Below are 17,122 nucleotides of genomic sequence, written 5' to 3'. Positions count from 1 at the left end.
TTGAACTTTCTGCCACCCCACAACGCCGAAAGCCCGGAGGGCATTCCCTCCGGGCTCCCGTCGTCACGCGAGTGCGTCAGTCGCTTCAGTTGCTGAAGTACAGGTACTTCCAGGCGCCGTACGTCGTGGAGTTCACGGTGTCACCGGACGAGCCGTTGACGTACACCGACCGCATCCGCGCCCTGATCCCGGACTCGCCGGGCGCCCCCAGCCGCACGGCCGACTTGCCGCTCGTGCCGAGCGGGAAGTACTCGGAGTCGGCCGAGTACCACCGGCCCTGGTAGTAGACCTGCAGGTCGAAGCGCTGCTTGCGACCCGGGTAGTAGGTCATGGTCGTCGTGAGCAGCGGGTCGGTGCTCTTGTGGAACCAGTAGTACGTCGTCGAGCCGATCTTGGCCGTCTTGTAGTGCCGGGAGACGGCGGTGGAGATCCTGACCCTGGCGTACCCCGTGGACTTCACCGTCCTGGGCGCGAAGCGGGCGTCGCCCTTGAACACCGCGGTGACGGCCGTGTCGCGCGTCATGTCCACGATCGCCGAGATATTGCCGCTGGAGTTGACCTTGCCGGTCTTCAGCAGCTTCTTCGGCTTGTCGCCGCCGAAGGGGTCGGCCCAGATCTCGACCGTGCGGTTCTTGTACGTCGAACCGAGGTGCGCGGTGAAGGTGACGTCGGTGCCGTAGTTGTAGAGCTTGCCGTTGTTGTTCAGGGTCAGCGTCGGCGTGGCACGGGAGACCGCGACCTTGTCGGAGGCCGTGACCGCGAAGTGCTCGGCGTCGCCCGCGTAGGTGACCTTGTACGTGACGGTGCCGCCGGCTGGCGGGGTGTCGGTGAAGGAGTAGGTACCGTCCGCCTTCACCGCGACGGGCGTGAGCGCCTTGCCGCTGGGGCTCTCCAGATCGGTGCGGGTCACCGCGAGCTTCACGCCGCTCGGCAGCGGCACCGTCGCCGACAGCTTGCCGGTCACGGTGAGCTGCTTGGCACGGGTCGCCGTGGACGGGGCGTTCACCGTCAGCGTCGGGTTGTTCACCGTCGGCTGGGTGAGCACCTTGAGGCTGTAGCCGCTGCCCGTCCCCACGAGCGCGAAGATCCGTGAGGAGTCCGGGGCCCATGCGAGGTCGGCCGTGTCGGAGCTGCTGGTGGTGTAAGTACGCACCGGCTGGGCGGCGTTGGCGCGGTAGACCGCCACCTTGTCACCGGCGACCTGGGCGACCAGGCCGCTCGTGGAGACGTCGGCGCGCTGCCCCGAGGGGTAGGCGCCGGCGGCGGTGAACTTCCCGTCGGCGTAGGCGTCCCGCTGCGTGCCGTTGACCAGCACCTGCGGGGCGCCGGGAACGAGGTCGATGTCCCCGATGCCGTCGTTCAAGGTGTAGTCGCCCTGGTACCAGGCGGTCAGCTGCGGTGTGCCGCCGGAGACGTCGACGACGGCCATCGAGTCGGTGGAGAGGCCGGTCTCTCCGACGGCCAGCAGCCCGGGCGTGTTCGGGTCGGTGTCGAGGAGTGCCTGGCCCCAGACCCCGGGGTAGGGCTGCGGGAACTGCCCGAGCGTCACCGGGTCCGTTCCGCTCGCCGGGTCCGCCGCCGGGTCGACCGAGCCGAGGTCGCCGTCCCACTGGTCGCCGTAGGTGAACCAGACCTTGCCGCCCGCGAAGGCGACATGGCGCGGGCCCGTGTCGGTGGCGACGGTGTACCGCGCCTTGACGTCGAGGGTGGCCGCGTCGAGGGCCACGATCTCGTGGCTGCTCGGCACCGCCGCATACAAGGTGGCGCCGTCGTCGGACACCGCCAGATCGGAGACCGTGCCGAGGCCGTTCACCGAGTCGACGGCGGTCCCGGAGAAGTCGGCGGCCACGACGGTCCCGGACGCGCTGTCGCCGACGAAGACCCGGCCGAGGGCGCCGTCCACGACGATGCCGCCGGGCGAGGAGACGGTGGCGGCGGCGGCCGAGGCGGAGCCCGCCGCGACAGCGCTCAGCACGACCGAGCTGAAGAGGACCGCGAGCGCCGTCGCGGCCGAGGTGCTGCGCATACGCACAGTGATGGAACCCCCCACATGAGATCCCGGGGTCGCCGGGAGATGAGAGCGCCGCGCGGCACCCGGACGTAACCGCATGAGGGCGGTGGCGTGCGGGGCGCGGCTGCCGGAGGGAACTGTATGGCATGGCTGTGACAAGCGCCGAGGGGATTATCCGGGAGCCCCGAGCCGCTCGGCCCGGCGCGGACGTCTGCTCAGCAGTGGCATCCAAGCGGTCCGCGCAGCAATGACGGCGTCCAGCCGTCCGCGCAGCAATGACGGCATCCAGCCGTCCGCGCAGCAATGACGGCGTCTAGCCGTACATGCGCCGCATCGCGAACTCCACCATCTGCTCGACCGCCTTCGCGTCGAAGACCATCCGGTGCTCCCCCTCCATGTCGAGGACGAACCCGTATCCGGTCGGCAGCAGGTCGATGACCTCGGCGCCGGTGATCACAAAGTACTTGGACTCCTTGCCCGCGTACCGGCGCAGCTCCTTGAGCGTGGTGAACATCGGGATCACGGGCTGCTGGGTGTTGTGCAGCGCCAGGAATCCCGGGTTGTCACCGCGCGGGCAGTACACCTTGGACGTCGCGAAGATCTGCTGGAAGTCCTCGGCGGCCATCGACCCGGTGGTGAACGCCCGGACCGCGTCCGCGAGCGACGGCGGCGACGGCTCCGGATACAGCGGCGGCTGCTGGCCGTATCCGCCGGGCATCTGCCCGTCCGGCATCTGCTGCCCGGGCATCTGCTGCCCGGGCATCTGCTGCTGCGGCGGAGCGTACTGCTGCTGGCCCGCGTTCTGATAGCCGTACATGCCCCAAAGAGTAGTGGGCCACATAAGGCCGTCGGGGGTTGATTCTTATTACCGACGGGTAGCATCATCGGTGCTACTAGTTGGTACGTGAACAAGATGCGAGGATCAAGTGCCTCGCCGATCCCTCTACGGAGCCGTCGCCATGGGGCACTACAAGCCGAATCTCCGCGACATCGAGTTCAACCTCTTCGAAGTACTCGGGCGCGACAAGCTGTACGGCACCGGCCCGTTCGCCGAGATGGACACGGACACCGCGAAGAGCATCCTCGAGGAGCTCACCCGTCTGTCGGAGAACGAGCTGGCGGAGTCCTTCGCGGACGCCGACCGCAACCCGCCCGTCTTCGACCCCGAGACGAACACCGCCCCGGTCCCGGCGTCCTTCAAGAAGAGCTACAAGGCCTTCATGGACTCCGAGTACTGGCGCCTCGGCCTGCCGGAGGAGATCGGCGGCACCACCGCCCCGCCGTCCCTGATCTGGTCGTACGCGGAGCTGATCCTCGGCTCGAACCCGGCGATCTGGATGTACTCCTCCGGCCCGGCGTTCGCCCGCATCCTCTTCGAGGAGGGCACCGAGGCCCAGAAGAAGATCGCGTCGATAGCCGTCGAGAAGACCTGGGGCTCCACCATGGTGCTCACCGAGCCGGACGCCGGCTCGGACGTCGGCGCCGGGCGCACCAAGGCGATCCAGCAGGAGGACGGCTCCTGGCACATCGAGGGCGTGAAGCGCTTCATCACCTCCGGTGAGCACGACATGGAGGAGAACATCCTCCACTACGTCCTCGCCCGCCCCGAGGGCGCCGGCCCCGGCACCAAGGGCCTGTCCCTCTTCCTCGTCCCGAAGTACCTCTTCGACTTCGAGACCGGCGAGCTGGGCGAGCGCAACGGCGTCTACGCCACCAACGTCGAGCACAAGATGGGCCTGAAGGCCTCCAACACCTGCGAGATGACCTTCGGCGACCGCCACCCCGCCAAGGGCTGGCTGATCGGCGACAAGCACGACGGCATCCGCCAGATGTTCCGCATCATCGAGTTCGCCCGCATGATGGTCGGCACGAAGGCGATCTCCACCCTGTCCACCGGCTACCTGAACGCGCTGGAGTACGCCAAGGAGCGCGTCCAGGGTCCGGATCTGGCCAACTTCATGGACAAGGCCGCCCCCAAGGTCTCCATCACGCACCACCCCGACGTCCGCCGCTCGCTGATGACGCAGAAGGCGTACGCCGAGGGCATGCGCGCCCTCGTCCTCTACACCGCCTCCGTCCAGGACGCGATCGCGGTCAAGGAGGCGAACGGCGAGGACGCCGCCACCGAGCACGCCCTGAACGACCTGCTCCTGCCGATCGTCAAGGGCTACGGCTCCGAGAAGGGCTACGAGCAGCTCGCCCAGTCGCTCCAGACCTTCGGCGGCTCCGGCTTCCTGCAGGAGTACCCGATCGAGCAGTACATCCGCGACGCCAAGATCGACACCCTGTACGAGGGCACCACCGCCATCCAGGGCCAGGACTTCTTCTTCCGGAAGATCGTCCGCAACCAGGGCGCCGCGCTGAACTCGCTCGCCGAGGACATCAAGAAGTTCCTGGCGATCGGCACCGGCGGCGAGGAGCTGGCCACGGCGCGCGAGCACCTCGCCAAGGCGGCCGTCGAGCTGGAGGCCATCGTCGGCCTGATGCTGACCGACCTCGCGGCCACCGAGCAGGACGTCAAAAACATCTACAAGGTCGGTCTGAACACCACCCGCCTGCTGCTGGCCTGCGGTGACGTCGTCGTCGGCTACCTGCTGCTGAAGGGTGCCGCGGTCGCCGCCGAGAAGCTCGGGACGGCCTCCGCCAAGGACAAGACGTTCTACACCGGCAAGATCGCGGCGGCGAAGTTCTTCGCGGCCAACGTCCTGCCGGGCGTCACCCTGGCCCGCAAGGTGGCCGAGGGCGTCGACCTGGACCTGATGGAGCTGGACGAGGCCGCGTTCTAGGACGCATCCGCCGGCCGCGGATCCCCGCACCGCCGGCGTCCGGTGAGGGACTGACCGGACACTGACCGTCCGGTCAGTCCCGGCCCTCCACATCCTCCTTACGAGGGCCCGCTCCCGATCACCGGGAGCGGGCCCTCGTCCGTCGTTAAGGTGAAGACATGAGTAGCAGCTCCCGCCCGTCGCCCGCCGCCACCCCGGCGCGTGGCGCTTCGCGCGCATCTCTCACCTTCGATCGCGCCCACACCGACGACCTCATGTCCTTCCTGGCCGCGAGCCCCTCGCCCTACCACGCCGTGGCGAACACCGCCGAGCGGCTGGAGAAGGCCGGCTTCCGGCAGGTCGCCGAGACGGACGCCTGGGACGGGACCAGCGGCGGCAAATACGTGCTTCGCGGGGGCGCGATCGTCGCCTGGTACGTCCCCGAGGGCGCCGACCCGCACACCCCCTTCCGGATCCTGGGCGCCCACACCGACTCCCCGAACCTGCGGGTCAAACCCCGACCGGACAGCGGCGCGCACGGCTGGCGGCAGGTCGCGGTGGAGATCTACGGCGGCCCGCTGCTCAACTCCTGGCTGGACCGTGACCTGGGCCTCGCGGGCCGGCTGTCGCTGCGCGACGGCTCGACCCGCCTGGTGAACATCGACAGACCGCTGCTGCGCGTACCGCAGCTGGCCGTCCATCTGGACCGCTCGGTCTCCACCGAGGGCCTGAAGCTCGACAAGCAGCGCCACCTCCAGCCCATCTGGGGCCTGAGCGACGACGTACGGGACGGCGATCTGATCGCCTTCCTGGAGGAGGAACTCGGCCTGGCCGCCGGCGAGGTGGCGGGCTGGGACCTGATGACCCACTCCGTGGAACCGCCGTCCTACCTGGGCCGCGACAAGGAGCTGGTGGCCGGCCCGCGGATGGACAACCTGCTGTCCGTGCACGCGGCCGCCGCGGCGCTGGCGGCCGTGGCCACCTCCGACGTCGCCCTCTCGTACATCCCGGTCCTCGTCGCCTTCGACCACGAGGAGAACGGCTCCCAGTCGGACACCGGCGCCGACGGCCCGCTGCTCGGATCCGTGCTGGAACGCTCGGTGTTCGCCCGGGGCGGCTCGTTCGAAGACCGGGCGCGCGCCTTCGCCGGCTCGATCTGTCTGTCCTCCGACACCGGGCATGCCGTCCACCCCAACTACGCGGAACGGCACGACCCGACGCACCATCCGCGAGCGGGCGGCGGCCCCATCCTCAAGGTGAACGTCAACAACCGCTACGCCACGGACGGTTCGGGACGCGCCATCTTCGCCGCGGCCTGCGACAAGGCCGGCGTCCCCTTCCAGTCGTTCGTCTCGAACAACTCGATGCCCTGCGGTACGACCATCGGCCCCATCACGGCGGCCCGCCACGGCATCAAGACGGTCGACATCGGCGCGGCGATCATCTCGATGCACAGCGCCCGCGAACTGTGCGCCGCCGACGACCCGTTCCTGCTCGCGAACGCGCTGGTGGCGTTCCTGGAGGGCTGACACCCCGCAGCCGCCCTGGCCCCGGCCCGGACTCCGGGTGATGGCCCTCGCCCACCCGAGCGATCGGTCCGGCATGCCTTCCACTCGCCCGGGTACCCGGGTGCGGGGACGGAAGGACCGGACCCACAGGGAGGGCAGGACTCATGGGCCTGGGCGGATGCATCATCCTGATCGCCGTGGGGGCCATCCTCGCGTTCGCGACCGACTGGCACATGAACGGGGTCAATCTGCATCTGGTCGGCGTCATCTTCATGATCGCCGGACTGATCGGAGTCGCCACCTTCAGCAGCATCTACCGCCGCCGGCGGGTGGTGGTGCCGTCCGCTCCGGTGGTCGAGGAGGAACGGCACCGCCGGGAGTACGGCGACGGGTACGGAATCTAGTCCCGGACCAGGCCGGCCCCACCCGGCCCGCGCCGCTTCCCGGCGGGCCCGCCGCACGTGTTGGCGACCTGCGCCACGTCTCGGCGGGCCGGCCCCGCGCGTCGCGTTGGCAGCTCGCACCGCGTGCCGGCGCCAGACCCGCAGTCGGCGGTCGGCACCAGACCCGCATGTCGGCGGCCTGCACCACTTCCCAGCGGGCGTGGACTGGGTACGTCGCCGACGTGCGCCGCTTCCCGGCGGGCCAGCCCCGCCTGTTGGCGGCCCGCATCGCGTGCCGGCGCCAGACCCGCAGTCGGCGGCCAGCGCCACACCCGCATGTCGGCGGCCTGCACCACTTCCCAGCCAGGCGTGAACCCGGTACGTCGGCGGACTGCGCCGCGTCCGGGCAGTCCAGCCCCGCGTGTTGGCGGGCTGTGCCACATCCCGGCGGCTCAGTCCTGCATGTCGGCGGCCTGGGCCACTTTTCAGCGAACCTGCCCCGCGTGTTGACGGCCCGCGCCCGTCCCGGCGGGCCAACTCGCATATCGGCTGGCCCGCGCCACGTCGCGGCGGGGCCGTAACCGGGTACCGGCGGCCTACCCCGGTTCTCGGCGGGGCCTGAACCGGGCGCGCCGGCGGCCTACTCCTCGTCCATGCCCGCCAGCACCAGCGGGAGCCGGGTCGCTCCGCCTTCCGTGAGGCGGACCGGGACGCCCCAGTCCTGCTGGTGGACGTGGCACGCCGGGTACTCGTTGGCCGGGTCGTCGTCGCAGGACGCGGCCATCGCCGAGATGTGCAGGACACCCTCCGGTATGGACGGGTCCAGTTCGAGGTCGCGCCCGAGGTCCGTGTCCGCGCCCTCGCCCTTCAGCAGCAGCTCGGGCGGGGTCGAGGAGACCAGCAGGCGGGTCGAGGGGCCGTAGCGGGTGTCCAGCTTCTGACCGGCCGGCGCCTGGAAGATCACGTCCAACCGGAGCTTGCCGGGCGCGACTTCGGTCGCCGCGCGCTGGGTGCGGTGGGCCACCGATGCGACCTGGACCGCCTCCTCGGGCAGTCGCAGCCGGGTCAGCCGGTGGCGGGCCGACTCCACGACCACGATGTCCTCGCCGACCAGCACGGCGTCCGACGGCTCCCGCAGATCCGTCGCCAGCGTGCTCACCTCTCCCGTCGCCGGGTCGTAGCGGCGCAGCGCGTGGTTGTAGGTGTCGCTGACCGCCACCGAACCGTCCGGCAGGGCGGTCACACCCAGCGGGTGCTGGAGCAACGCCTGTCCGGCCGCGCCGTCGCGGTGCCCGAAGTCGAACAGTCCCGTGCCGACGGCCGTGTGCACCGCGCCGTCCCGGTCCACCCAGCGCAGGGCGCTCGTCTCGGAGTCGGCCAGCCAGAGGCGCTCCCCGTCGACGGACGCCGCGAGTCCCGAAGGCTGCGCGAACCAGGCCTCGGCACCGGGACCGTCCACCAGCCCCTCGTTGGTGGTGCCCGCCGCCACCGCGACCGCGGCCGTCCGCGGGTCGTACGTCCACAGCTGGTGCACCCCCGCCATGGCGATCCAGACCTGGTCGCCGAAGACCGCCACGTCCCACGGCGAGGACAGATCCACCTCCCGGGCCGGACCGGACGTCGGCGAGCCCTGCCACCACTGCTTGCCGGTGCCCGCGAGCGTGGTGACCTCGCCGGTCGCCAGGTCCAGGCGGCGCAGCGCGTGGTTCACGGTGTCGGCCACGACCACCGCGCCCTCCTCCAGCAGCGCCAGGCCCTGCGGCTCGCTGAAGCTCGCCGCGTCCCCCGGGCCGTCCGCGAAGCCCCGCACACCGGAACCGATCCGCCGCACGACCGTCTCGCCGTCCGCCGCCAGCTCCACCAGCTGGTGCCGGGTGGTGTCGCTGACCAGGAAGGTTCCGGACGGGAGCAGGAGCGCCTTGCCCGGGAACCGGAGGGTCGTGGGCTCGGGCTCCGGCGCCACGTAGGGGCCGTCGCCGCGGCGCAGGGTGCCCTTCGCGGAGTGCTCCTCCTCCAGTTCCTCCACGAGCCGCGCTATCGCGTGCGCGTGACCCTCGCCCGCGTGCTGCGCGACCACATACCCCTCCGGGTCGATGACCACGAGCGTCGGCCAGGCACGGACGGCGTACTGCTTCCAGGTGGCGAGCTCGGGGTCGTCGAGCACCGGGTGCTCGACCCCGTACCGCTCGACCGCGTCCACCACCGCCTGGTGTTCCGCCTCGTGGACGAACTTCGGTGAGTGCACGCCGATGATCACCACCGTGTCGCGGTGCTTCTCCTCCAGCTCGCGCAGCTCGTCCAGGACGTGCAGGCAGTTGATGCAGCAGAACGTCCAGAAATCGAGGATGACGATGCGTCCTCGCAGGTCGGCGAGGCTGTACTGTTCACCGCCCGTGTTCAGCCAGCCACCCTTGCCGATCAGCTCGGGGGCGCGGACACGGACGCGACGCGGTGTGGAGTCGTTCATGCGTCAAGAGTGCCATCCACGCCGGTGAAGCCGCGGAGCCTGTGGATAACTCCGGTGACGTACGGTGGCCACAGGATCACGGGATGCGTTCACGCCATCACCGAGAGATGCTCGACGCATACAGGGGGGCCACTGCAAGGGAGCAGTTCCATGCCACGAGACACCGACGACCAGACGCACCGCCGCGACCGTGAACGCGAGCACGGTGAGATCTCCGGCGAGGAGAAGCGCAACCGGGACCGGCGCGACCCCGAGATGAACGGGTCCCACCTGTCGGACCCCGACATGCGCCGTGACCGCAACGACGGGCGCGCGTCGTGGGACGACGACGAGGACGACATGCAGGAGGGGTACCGGTAGACCCGGCCCCCGGTCCCTCGGCGGACCGTCAGCGGCCCCACAGTGGCCCGCACACGAGTCCCCCGCCGCTCCGGCGGGGGACTCACTCGTCCACTCTCGGCACCCGGCAGGCCGCTTCCGTGCCGGTCTCGCGCTCCCGGTCCTTACGCGTCCTGGGCTCCGCCCCGTTTCCGGGTTCGCACGCGTTCCGGGCCCAAACCAGTTCGCCTTCCCCACCCGGGCCTTGGCCCTTGGCCTTCGGCTCCAGACCCGGTGCCGGTCGCGGCCCCGCTCCCACTCAGGTCAGCGCATGTCCCGTCGTCGCGTCCACGTGGTCCGGGACGTCCTCGTGGCGGTCACCGACCGTCATGGTGCCGGTGGGTTCGAGCAGCAGGATCGACGCTCCAGCGGGGGCGGACGGCTTGTGCTCCGTGCCGCGCGGGACCGTGAAGACCGAGCCCTTGGCCAGCGTGACCGTGCGTTCGCCGGCCGCCTCACGCAGCGCGATCCGCAGTTCGCCGTCCAGAACGAGGAAGAACTCGTCGGTGTGGTCGTGGGTGTGCCAGAGGTGCTCGCCGCGGACCTTGGCGACGCGGACGTCATAGTCGTTGACGGCGGTGACGATGCGCGGGCTCCACAGCTCGGAGAAGGAGGCGAGGGCCGCGGGGAGGGAGACGGGTTCATGGGCTTCCGTCGGTTCCTTGGGTTCCATGCCTCCATCGTGCGGATGCCCCGACCACCGCACGAGTGCTAGAAATCACATATGCCGCAAGGATCCTCTCAGGTGTCGTCGGTGCACCGTGTCGTCCTCGTCGTGGAAGAGAACTCCAACCCCTTCGAGATGAGCTGCGCCATCGAGGTCTTCGGGCTGGACCGGCCCGAACTGGGCCGCGCTCTGTACGACTTCCGGGTGTGCGCGGCCGCGCCCATGACCCGGATGCGGGACGGCTTCTTCACGCTCACCGATGTCGCCGGGCTGGACGCGGTGGAGGAGGCGGACACCCTGATCGTGCCGAACCGGCCGGACACCGACACCCCGCGCTCCCCGGAGGTCCTCGACGCCGTTCGCCGGGCGCACGCGCGGGGCGCACGGCTCATCGGTTTCTGCTCCGGGGCGTTCACCATCGCGGAGGCCGGGCTGCTCGACGGACGCAGGGCGGCCTGCCACTGGATGTGGGCCGATGCGTTCCGGATACGGTTTCCGCAGGTCAGGCTGGAGCCTGATGTGCTGTTCGTGGACGACGGCGACATCCTCACCGCCTCCGGGAGCGCCTCGGCGCTCGACCTCGGGCTGCACGTCGTGCGCCGCGACCACGGCGCCGAGATCGCGAACGCCGTCTCCCGCCGGCTGGTCTTCGCGGCACATCGCGACGGGGGGCAGCGGCAGTTCGTGGAGCGGCCGGTACCCGAGGTGCCGGACGAGTCGCTCGCCCCGTTGCTCGCCTGGGCGCAGGAGCGCCTGGGTGAGCCGCTCAGCGTCGCGGACCTCGCGGCGCGCCGCGGTGAGCCCCGCCACCCTGCACCGCCGCTTCCGTGCGCAACTGGGCACCACCCCGCTGGCCTGGCTGACCGGAGAGAGGGTCGCCCTCGCGTGCCGGTTGATCGAGCGCGGGGAGGAGCGGCTGGACGTGGTCGCCGCGCGCAGCGGCCTCGGCACGGCCGCCAACCTGCGGGCACGGCTGCGGCGCGAGACCGGGCTCAGCCCATCGGCCTACCGACGGCGTTTCGGGCCCGCCACGGGGGAACCTTTCCTCGTATGAGACTCCTGGTACGCGACCGGCTCCTCGGCTTCGGTGACGACTACTGGATCGAGGACCAGCACGGCAACAAGGTGTTCCTGGTCGACGGCAAGGCGATGCGGCTGCGGGACACCTTCGAGCTCAAGGACACGCAGGGGCGGGTCCTGATCGACATCCATCAGAAGATGTTCGCCCTGCGCGACACGATGATCATCGAACGCAACGGCGACCCGCTGGCCACGATCAAGCGCAAGCGCCTGTCCCTGCTGCGCAACCACTACCGCGTCTCGCTGGTGGACGGGACGGAACTCGACGTCAGCGGCAAGATCCTCGACCGCGAGTTCGCCATCGACTACGACGGGGAGCTGCTCGCGCAGATCTCCCGCCGCTGGCTGCACGTCCGCGAGACGTACGGCCTCGACATCGTGCGCGACGACGCCGACCCGGCCCTGATGATCGCGGTGGCGGTGTGCGTGATCCACCTGGCGGAGAAGGAGCGGGAGGAGGACTGAGCCGCACGGCCGTGGGCGAGCCGGAGGGGGACTGAGCCGCTCGGCCGTGGGCGCCTGAGTTCACGCGATCTCCCACGGCCCGGAGCCGCGCCCACACGGCGTCCGGGCCCATGCTGTATTCGGGCCCACACAGCGATCAGGCCCTCACAGCGATCGGGCGACACGAAGACCGGCCCGCCTGATGTGCAGGCCCCGCCGATGTGCGGCCACCACGGTGTACCGGCCCGTGCGTTGTCAGGGCCCGGCACGTCCCTATCCGTGCCCGGCCCTGGCTGTTCCCAGCTCTCCCCGTGCCCGGCCGACGCTGGGACCGCTCCCGTGGGCCCGGGTCTACTTCGTCACGGCGAACGCCATCAGGATCGCCGCCGTCAGCTCCGGGTCGCCCTCCGCCTTGATCCGGTCCGCGACCAGGTCCGCGGTGATCCGGCCGCAGGCGAGACCCACATAGGTCTCCCAGTCGAGCGTGAGCGCCACCCTCGGGCCCAGCGAGGGCGTGCCGTCGACCGAACCGCGGCCCTCCGCGTCGACCCGCACCGTGCGCATGAACTCGACGGGGCCGTGCACATCGAAGACGATCGCCGAACCGGCGGGCGCCTTCGCGTCCTCGGCGACGACCTTCGGCAGCGCGGCCACCAGCTCGTCCCGCGCGATGTACGCGCCGGGCGAGTCCAGGTTCCCCGGCCGACGCAACGCCGTGCGGAGGTCCTGCTCGTGCACCCACACGTCGAACGCGCGGTACCGCATGGCCTCTTCGAGGGTCTGCTCGGTGCCGATCGGGCCGCGGATCTTGGTGCCCGGGTCCCGCGACTCGTTCCGCAGCTGGCGGTTGCGGCGGATGATCGTGTACTCCAGCTCGGACGTCATCTCGGGCGCCGTGTGGTGGCGGCGGACGTCGACCTGCATCTCCATGTAGCGCTGGTGCTCGGTCTTGACGTGGAACAGGTCGCGCGGGAGCGTGTGGATCGGCCGGGGATCCCCGAGCATTTCGCAGTCCATGCCGATGACGTGGGACACCACGTCGCGCAGCGACCAGCCGGGGCAGGGCGTGCGCCGGTTCCACTCGCTGTCCGCGAGCGGCTGCACCAGCTCGGATATCGCTTCGATGGAGTGGGTCCAGGCGTTGGCGTAGGGCTGAAGAGTGGGATGCAGGCTCACAGAACGGGGCCCCTCGGGCGGTCGGTGCACGGGCGGTTGTGACGGCAGTGGCGATGGGCGGCGACTGTCGCGGGTGTCTTGGAACGTTAAGTTACGCTGCTCTGAGGCACCCCGGCAGGGCTTTCGTGTGACGATCGTAGGCCCGAAAAGACGGCTCGAATGCCAGGACGGTGGTAGTGTGCGCGCCTCCCTCATCCAATTCCGGGTAGAAGACAACGAATCGGTTGATTCACGCCGCCGACGGGCGGCCTCACTGGTACGGGATCAAGCCGAAGTCGATCTGGTGGTGCTGCCCGAGCTCTGGACGACCGGGGCGTTCGCCTACGAGCAGTTCGGGTCCGAGGCGGAGCCGCTCGAAGGGCCGACCTACGAGGCCATGGCCAAGGCGGCGAGCGACGCGGGCGTGTGGCTGCACGCCGGGTCGATCCCCGAGCGCGACCCCGAAGGCCCGATCTACAACACGTCTCTCATCTTCTCCCCCTCCGGTGACCTGGCCGCCTTCTACCGCAAGATCCACCGCTTCGGCTTCGACAAGGGCGAGGCCGTCCTGATGGGCGCGGGGACCGAGCCGGTGACGGTGCCTCTGCCGGAGACGACCGTCGGCGTGGCCACCTGCTACGACCTCCGCTTCCCCGAGCTCTTCCGCTCGCTCGTGGACGCGGGGGCCGAGACGATCGTGATCCCGGCGGGCTGGCCGGAGCGCCGCCGGTCCCACTGGACGCTGCTGGCCCAGGCGCGGGCGGTCGAGAACCAGGCGTACGTCCTTGCCTGTGGAACGGCCGGGACGCACGCCGGGGTTCCGCAGGCGGGTCACTCGATCGTGGTAGATCCCTGGGGCGACGTCCTCGCCGAGGCGGACGCCGACGAGGAGGTCCTCGCGGTGGAGTTCGATCCGGCGAGGGTCGCGGCCACCCGGGAGCAGTTCCCGGCGCTGAAGGACCGTGTACTGGGCCTGGAGCGGCCGCGCCGCCGTCCGTAACCGGCGACGGCGACGGCGACGGCGAAGCCACGGGACACGGCGCCGGCATCTACGCCGCCGGCACGTGCACCGTCTCCACCCGGCTCGCGACCAGCCGCTCCCGCTCCCTGCGCGCCGCCTGCTCGCGCAGGCGCAGGATCTGGCTCAGCCCCAGCGCCTGGAGCACGAACACCGCGCAGAACGCCACGGTGTAGTCGTCTCCCGTCGCGTCCAGGAGCAGGCCGATCGCCAGCAGTGTCGTCATGGAAGCGACGAAACCGCCCATGTTGGTGATGCCCGAGGCGGTGCCCTGACGCTCGGGCGGGTTCGCCGGACGCGCGAAGTCGAAGCCGATCATCGAGGCCGGACCGCAGGCGCCGAGCACCGTGCACAGCACGATCAGCAGCCACATCGGCGCGTGCGCGCCCGGGTAGACGAGCGTGGCCGCCCACACCACCGCCGTGGCCGTGACCGTGCCGAGCGCCAGCGGCAGCCGCGCCGTGTGGTGGCGGGCGACGATCTGCCCGTACACCAGGCCGACGACCATGTTCGACAGCACCACGAGCGTGAGGAGCTCACCGGCCGTCGCCCGCGACAGGCCCTGCGCCTGCACCAGGAACGGAAGTCCCCACAGCAGCAGGAACACCATCGCCGGGAACTGTGTGGTGAAGTGCACCCACATGCCGAGCCGCGTCCCGGGCTCCTTCCAGGACGCCACGATCTGCCGCCGCACATAGGCCGCTCCGTGGTGCGGGAACGGCTCGGGCTCGTGCCCCTCGGGGTGGTCCTTCAGGAAGAACAGGAGCAGGAGCAACACGACGACGCCGGCGAGCGAGCTGCCGCCGAACGCCGCGGTCCAGCCGACCCCGTGCAGCAGCCGGGCCAGCACGAGCGTCGAGATCAGGTTGCCGGCCATGCCCACCAGACCGGCGAGCTGGGCGACCAGCGGGCTGCGCCGGGCCGGGAACCAGCGGGTGCCGAGGCGCAGCACGCTGATGAACGTCATCGCGTCACCGCAGCCGAGCAGCGCACGCGAGGCGAGCGCCGTGCCGTACGAGGAGGCGAAGGCGAACCCCAGCTGACCGGCTGTGAAAAGGACCACTCCGATGGCCAGCACCTTCTTGGTGCCGAGGCGGTCCACCAGCAGGCCGACGGGTATCTGCATGCCCGCGTACACGAGGAGCTGGAGGATGGAGAAGGTGGACAGCGCCGACGCGCCGACGTGGAAGCGGTCCGCGGCGTCGAGTCCGGCGACGCCCAGGGACGTTCGGAAGATGACGGCGACGAAGTAGACCGAGACGCCGACGGCCCACACGGCGACGGCGCGACGGCCGCCGGGCGGATCGCCGGGCAGGGACACGGAACGGGCCTCGGCACTCATCGCACCTCACCCCGCGCCAGGTGGGAGAACCAGCTGACGTGCCGGTGGACGATCTCGACCGCCGCCTCGGCGTCGCCGGACCGCAGGGCGTGCAGGATCTCCGCGTGTTCGGTGAGCGTCTTGGCGATCCGGTCGGGATGCGAGTGCATGACCGCGACGCCCATCCGCAGTTGCCGGTCCCTGAGCTGGTCGTAGAGGCGGGAGAGGATCTCGTTGCCGCCACTGCGCACGATCTCGGCGTGGAAGGTGCGGTCGGTGACCGCCGCCCCGGCCAGGTCCCCGGCCGCGGCCTGCTCCTTCTGCCGGGCGAGAAGCTCCTCGAGACGGGAGATCAAGGCGTGCGGGGCGGGCACCGCCTTGCGGGCCGCATACTCCTCCACGAGCTGACGCGTCTCGACCACGTCCGCGATCTCCTGGGCGGAGACGGGCAGGACGAGCGCTCCCTTCTTCGGGTAGAGCCGGATCAGCCCTTCGGCCTCCAGCCGCAGCAGCGCCTCGCGCACCGGCGTCCGGGAGACGCCGACCTCGTCGGCCAGCTCGCCCTCGGTGAGCAGCGTCCCGCCTTCGTAACGGCGTCCGAGGACACCCTGCTTGACGTGGGCGTACACACGGTCGGCGGCAGGCGGCTGCTTGACCGACGGCTTCTCGGGAGCGGGGGCGGGCGAGGGCGGTGAAGACATGCGCACATCATAGATACAACGCGTACGCATGCCGATGAACGTCCACGATGCGGACCGCACGGCCGCCTCAAAATTTCCCCCGAAAACCGCACATCCATTTCTGCCACTTACGAGTCTCAGGGGAAGGCGGCCTTGCCATCTGGCCGCACTCCAGGGGCATTTGGATGCTTTCAGGCGCATAAGAGACGCATCGGAGCGTTTAACTTGATTACCGGTATTAAGGGCACGCGAGTTCGCAGGGCAGTCGCGGCAGTGGTCACCACCGGAGCCGTGCTCACCACCGGAGCCCTCACTGCGGCGCCCGCGCAGGCCGTCACAGCGCCCTCGATCGTGGCCAAGGGCGGCTACGTGATGAACAACGCCAACGGCTCGACGCTGTACACGAAGGCCGCGGACACCAGGCGTTCCACCGGCTCCACCACGAAGATCATGACTGCGAAGGTCGTGCTCGCCCAGTCGAACCTCAACCTTGACGCCAAGGTGACGATCCAGAAGGCGTACAGCGACTACATCGTTGCCAACAACGCCTCGTCCGCCCACCTGATCGTCGGCGACAAGGTCACCGTCCGCCAGTTGATGTACGGGCTGATGCTGCCCTCCGGCTGCGACGCGGCCTACGCACTCGCGGACAAGTTCGGTTCCGGCACGACGCGTGCCGCCCGCGTGAAGTCGTTCATCGGCAAGATGAACAGCGCCGCCAAGAGCCTCGGCCTGACGAACACGCATTTCGACTCGTTCGACGGCATCGGCAACGGAAGCAACTACTCGACGCCGCGCGACCTGACGAAGATCGCGAGCAGCGCGATGAAGAACTCCACGTTCCGCACGATCGTGAAGACGAAGTCGTACACGGCGAAGACCATCACCAAGTCGGGCACCACCCGGACCATGGCGCCGTGGACCAACACCAACACGCTGCTCAGCAGCTACAGCGGCGCGATCGGTGTGAAGACCGGCTCCGGCCCCGAGGCCGGCGCCTGCCTCGTCTTCGCGGCCACCCGCAACGGGAAGACCGTCATCGGCACGGTTCTGGCCTCGTCCACGTACGCGCAGCGCGCCACGGACGCGACGAAGCTCCTGAACTACGGCTTCGCGAAGCTGGGCTGACACCCACGCTCACGCAGAAGGGGGCGCTCGTCTGACCCCGGCGGGCCGGGTGCCGGTCAGGCGGCGAGGCACAGACCGTCGTAGTGCGCCGTCGGCGATGTGCGGCCCCGGCCGGCC

14 protein-coding genes and 1 pseudogene are annotated in these 17,122 nt (G+C 70.1%); 8 read left to right on the top strand and 7 right to left on the bottom strand.

The features are described 5' to 3' along the window. Positions 1-85 precede the first annotated feature (85 nt). Both ABZ904_RS36730 and ABZ904_RS36725 read right to left on the bottom strand, forming a co-directional pair. A complete protein-coding gene (locus ABZ904_RS36730) occupies positions 86-2,026 on the bottom strand; it encodes an Ig-like domain repeat protein (protein ID WP_361828446.1) in 1,941 nt (646 codons plus the stop codon). A gap of 298 nt (positions 2,027-2,324) precedes the next feature. Beyond that, positions 2,325-2,828, bottom strand: coding sequence for an SseB family protein (locus ABZ904_RS36725; RefSeq protein WP_360991191.1), 504 nt, complete (start codon positions 2,826-2,828; stop codon positions 2,325-2,327). 142 nt (positions 2,829-2,970) lie between these two features. On the opposite strand from ABZ904_RS36725, the gene ABZ904_RS36720 reads away from it, so the two are divergent. From ABZ904_RS36720 to ABZ904_RS36710, 3 genes are all read left to right on the top strand, one after another. Then, on the top strand, positions 2,971-4,797 hold the full coding sequence (locus ABZ904_RS36720; RefSeq protein WP_360991283.1) for an acyl-CoA dehydrogenase: 1,827 nt from the start codon (positions 2,971-2,973) through the stop codon (positions 4,795-4,797). Positions 4,798-4,955: 158 nt separating this feature from the next. Next, positions 4,956-6,305, top strand: coding sequence for a M18 family aminopeptidase (locus tag ABZ904_RS36715; RefSeq protein WP_360991188.1), 1,350 nt, complete (start codon positions 4,956-4,958; stop codon positions 6,303-6,305). A 143-nt stretch (positions 6,306-6,448) separates the two neighbouring features. Continuing rightward, complete coding sequence (locus tag ABZ904_RS36710) at positions 6,449-6,688, top strand: DUF6458 family protein (RefSeq protein ID WP_359402953.1); 240 nt, start codon at positions 6,449-6,451, stop codon at positions 6,686-6,688. 619 nt (positions 6,689-7,307) lie between these two features. Here the strand turns inward: ABZ904_RS36710 and ABZ904_RS36705 are convergent. Then, on the bottom strand, positions 7,308-9,134 hold the full coding sequence (locus ABZ904_RS36705) for a thioredoxin-like domain-containing protein (RefSeq protein WP_359402956.1): 1,827 nt from the start codon (positions 9,132-9,134) through the stop codon (positions 7,308-7,310). A 150-nt stretch (positions 9,135-9,284) separates the two neighbouring features. Here ABZ904_RS36705 and ABZ904_RS36700 point away from each other — a divergent pair, with 150 nt between their 5' ends. Next, entirely contained in the window at positions 9,285-9,494 is a 210-nt protein-coding gene (locus ABZ904_RS36700) for a hypothetical protein (protein WP_360991183.1), read from the top strand. A 277-nt stretch (positions 9,495-9,771) separates the two neighbouring features. On the opposite strand, the gene ABZ904_RS36695 is transcribed toward ABZ904_RS36700, so the two are convergent. Then, positions 9,772-10,185 carry a cupin domain-containing protein gene (locus tag ABZ904_RS36695; protein ID WP_359402962.1) on the bottom strand — a complete coding sequence of 138 codons (414 nt, stop codon included), beginning with the start codon at positions 10,183-10,185 and terminating at the stop codon, positions 9,772-9,774. 51 nt (positions 10,186-10,236) lie between these two features. Here ABZ904_RS36695 and ABZ904_RS36690 point away from each other — a divergent pair. After that, positions 10,237-11,233: pseudogene (locus tag ABZ904_RS36690) on the top strand (helix-turn-helix domain-containing protein). After that, positions 11,230-11,724 carry an LURP-one-related family protein gene (locus tag ABZ904_RS36685; RefSeq protein ID WP_359390272.1) on the top strand — a complete coding sequence of 165 codons (495 nt, stop codon included), beginning with the start codon at positions 11,230-11,232 and terminating at the stop codon, positions 11,722-11,724. The pseudogene ABZ904_RS36690 and the gene ABZ904_RS36685 overlap by 4 nt, the downstream one beginning before the upstream one ends. Positions 11,725-12,054: 330 nt before the next feature. Here the strand turns inward: ABZ904_RS36685 and ABZ904_RS36680 are convergent, their stop codons facing one another. Beyond that, a complete protein-coding gene (locus ABZ904_RS36680) occupies positions 12,055-12,879 on the bottom strand; it encodes a maleylpyruvate isomerase family mycothiol-dependent enzyme (RefSeq protein ID WP_361828440.1) in 825 nt (274 codons plus the stop codon). A gap of 178 nt (positions 12,880-13,057) precedes the next feature. Here ABZ904_RS36680 and ABZ904_RS36675 point away from each other — a divergent pair, with 178 nt between their 5' ends. After that, the gene (locus ABZ904_RS36675; RefSeq protein ID WP_361828437.1) at positions 13,058-13,858 is read left to right on the top strand and encodes a carbon-nitrogen family hydrolase; all 801 of its coding nucleotides are present in this window, start codon (positions 13,058-13,060) and stop codon (positions 13,856-13,858) included. 49 nt (positions 13,859-13,907) lie between these two features. Here ABZ904_RS36675 and ABZ904_RS36670 read toward each other — a convergent pair whose 3' ends face one another. After that, complete coding sequence (locus ABZ904_RS36670; RefSeq protein ID WP_360991170.1) at positions 13,908-15,218, bottom strand: MFS transporter; 1,311 nt, start codon at positions 15,216-15,218, stop codon at positions 13,908-13,910. After that, complete coding sequence (locus ABZ904_RS36665) at positions 15,215-15,898, bottom strand: GntR family transcriptional regulator (protein WP_360991167.1); 684 nt, start codon at positions 15,896-15,898, stop codon at positions 15,215-15,217. Before ABZ904_RS36665 ends, ABZ904_RS36670 begins: the two co-directional genes overlap by 4 nt. 204 nt (positions 15,899-16,102) lie before the next feature. Here ABZ904_RS36665 and ABZ904_RS36660 point away from each other — a divergent pair, with 204 nt between their 5' ends. After that, the gene (locus ABZ904_RS36660; protein WP_359390288.1) at positions 16,103-17,005 is read left to right on the top strand and encodes a D-alanyl-D-alanine carboxypeptidase; all 903 of its coding nucleotides are present in this window, start codon (positions 16,103-16,105) and stop codon (positions 17,003-17,005) included. Positions 17,006-17,122: the final 117 nt, after the last annotated feature.

This window comes from Streptomyces sp. NPDC046900 (assembly GCF_040644975.1).
Classification (GTDB): Bacteria; Actinomycetota; Actinomycetes; order Streptomycetales; family Streptomycetaceae; genus Streptomyces.
This window is presented reverse-complemented; position numbering and strand designations above follow the sequence as displayed.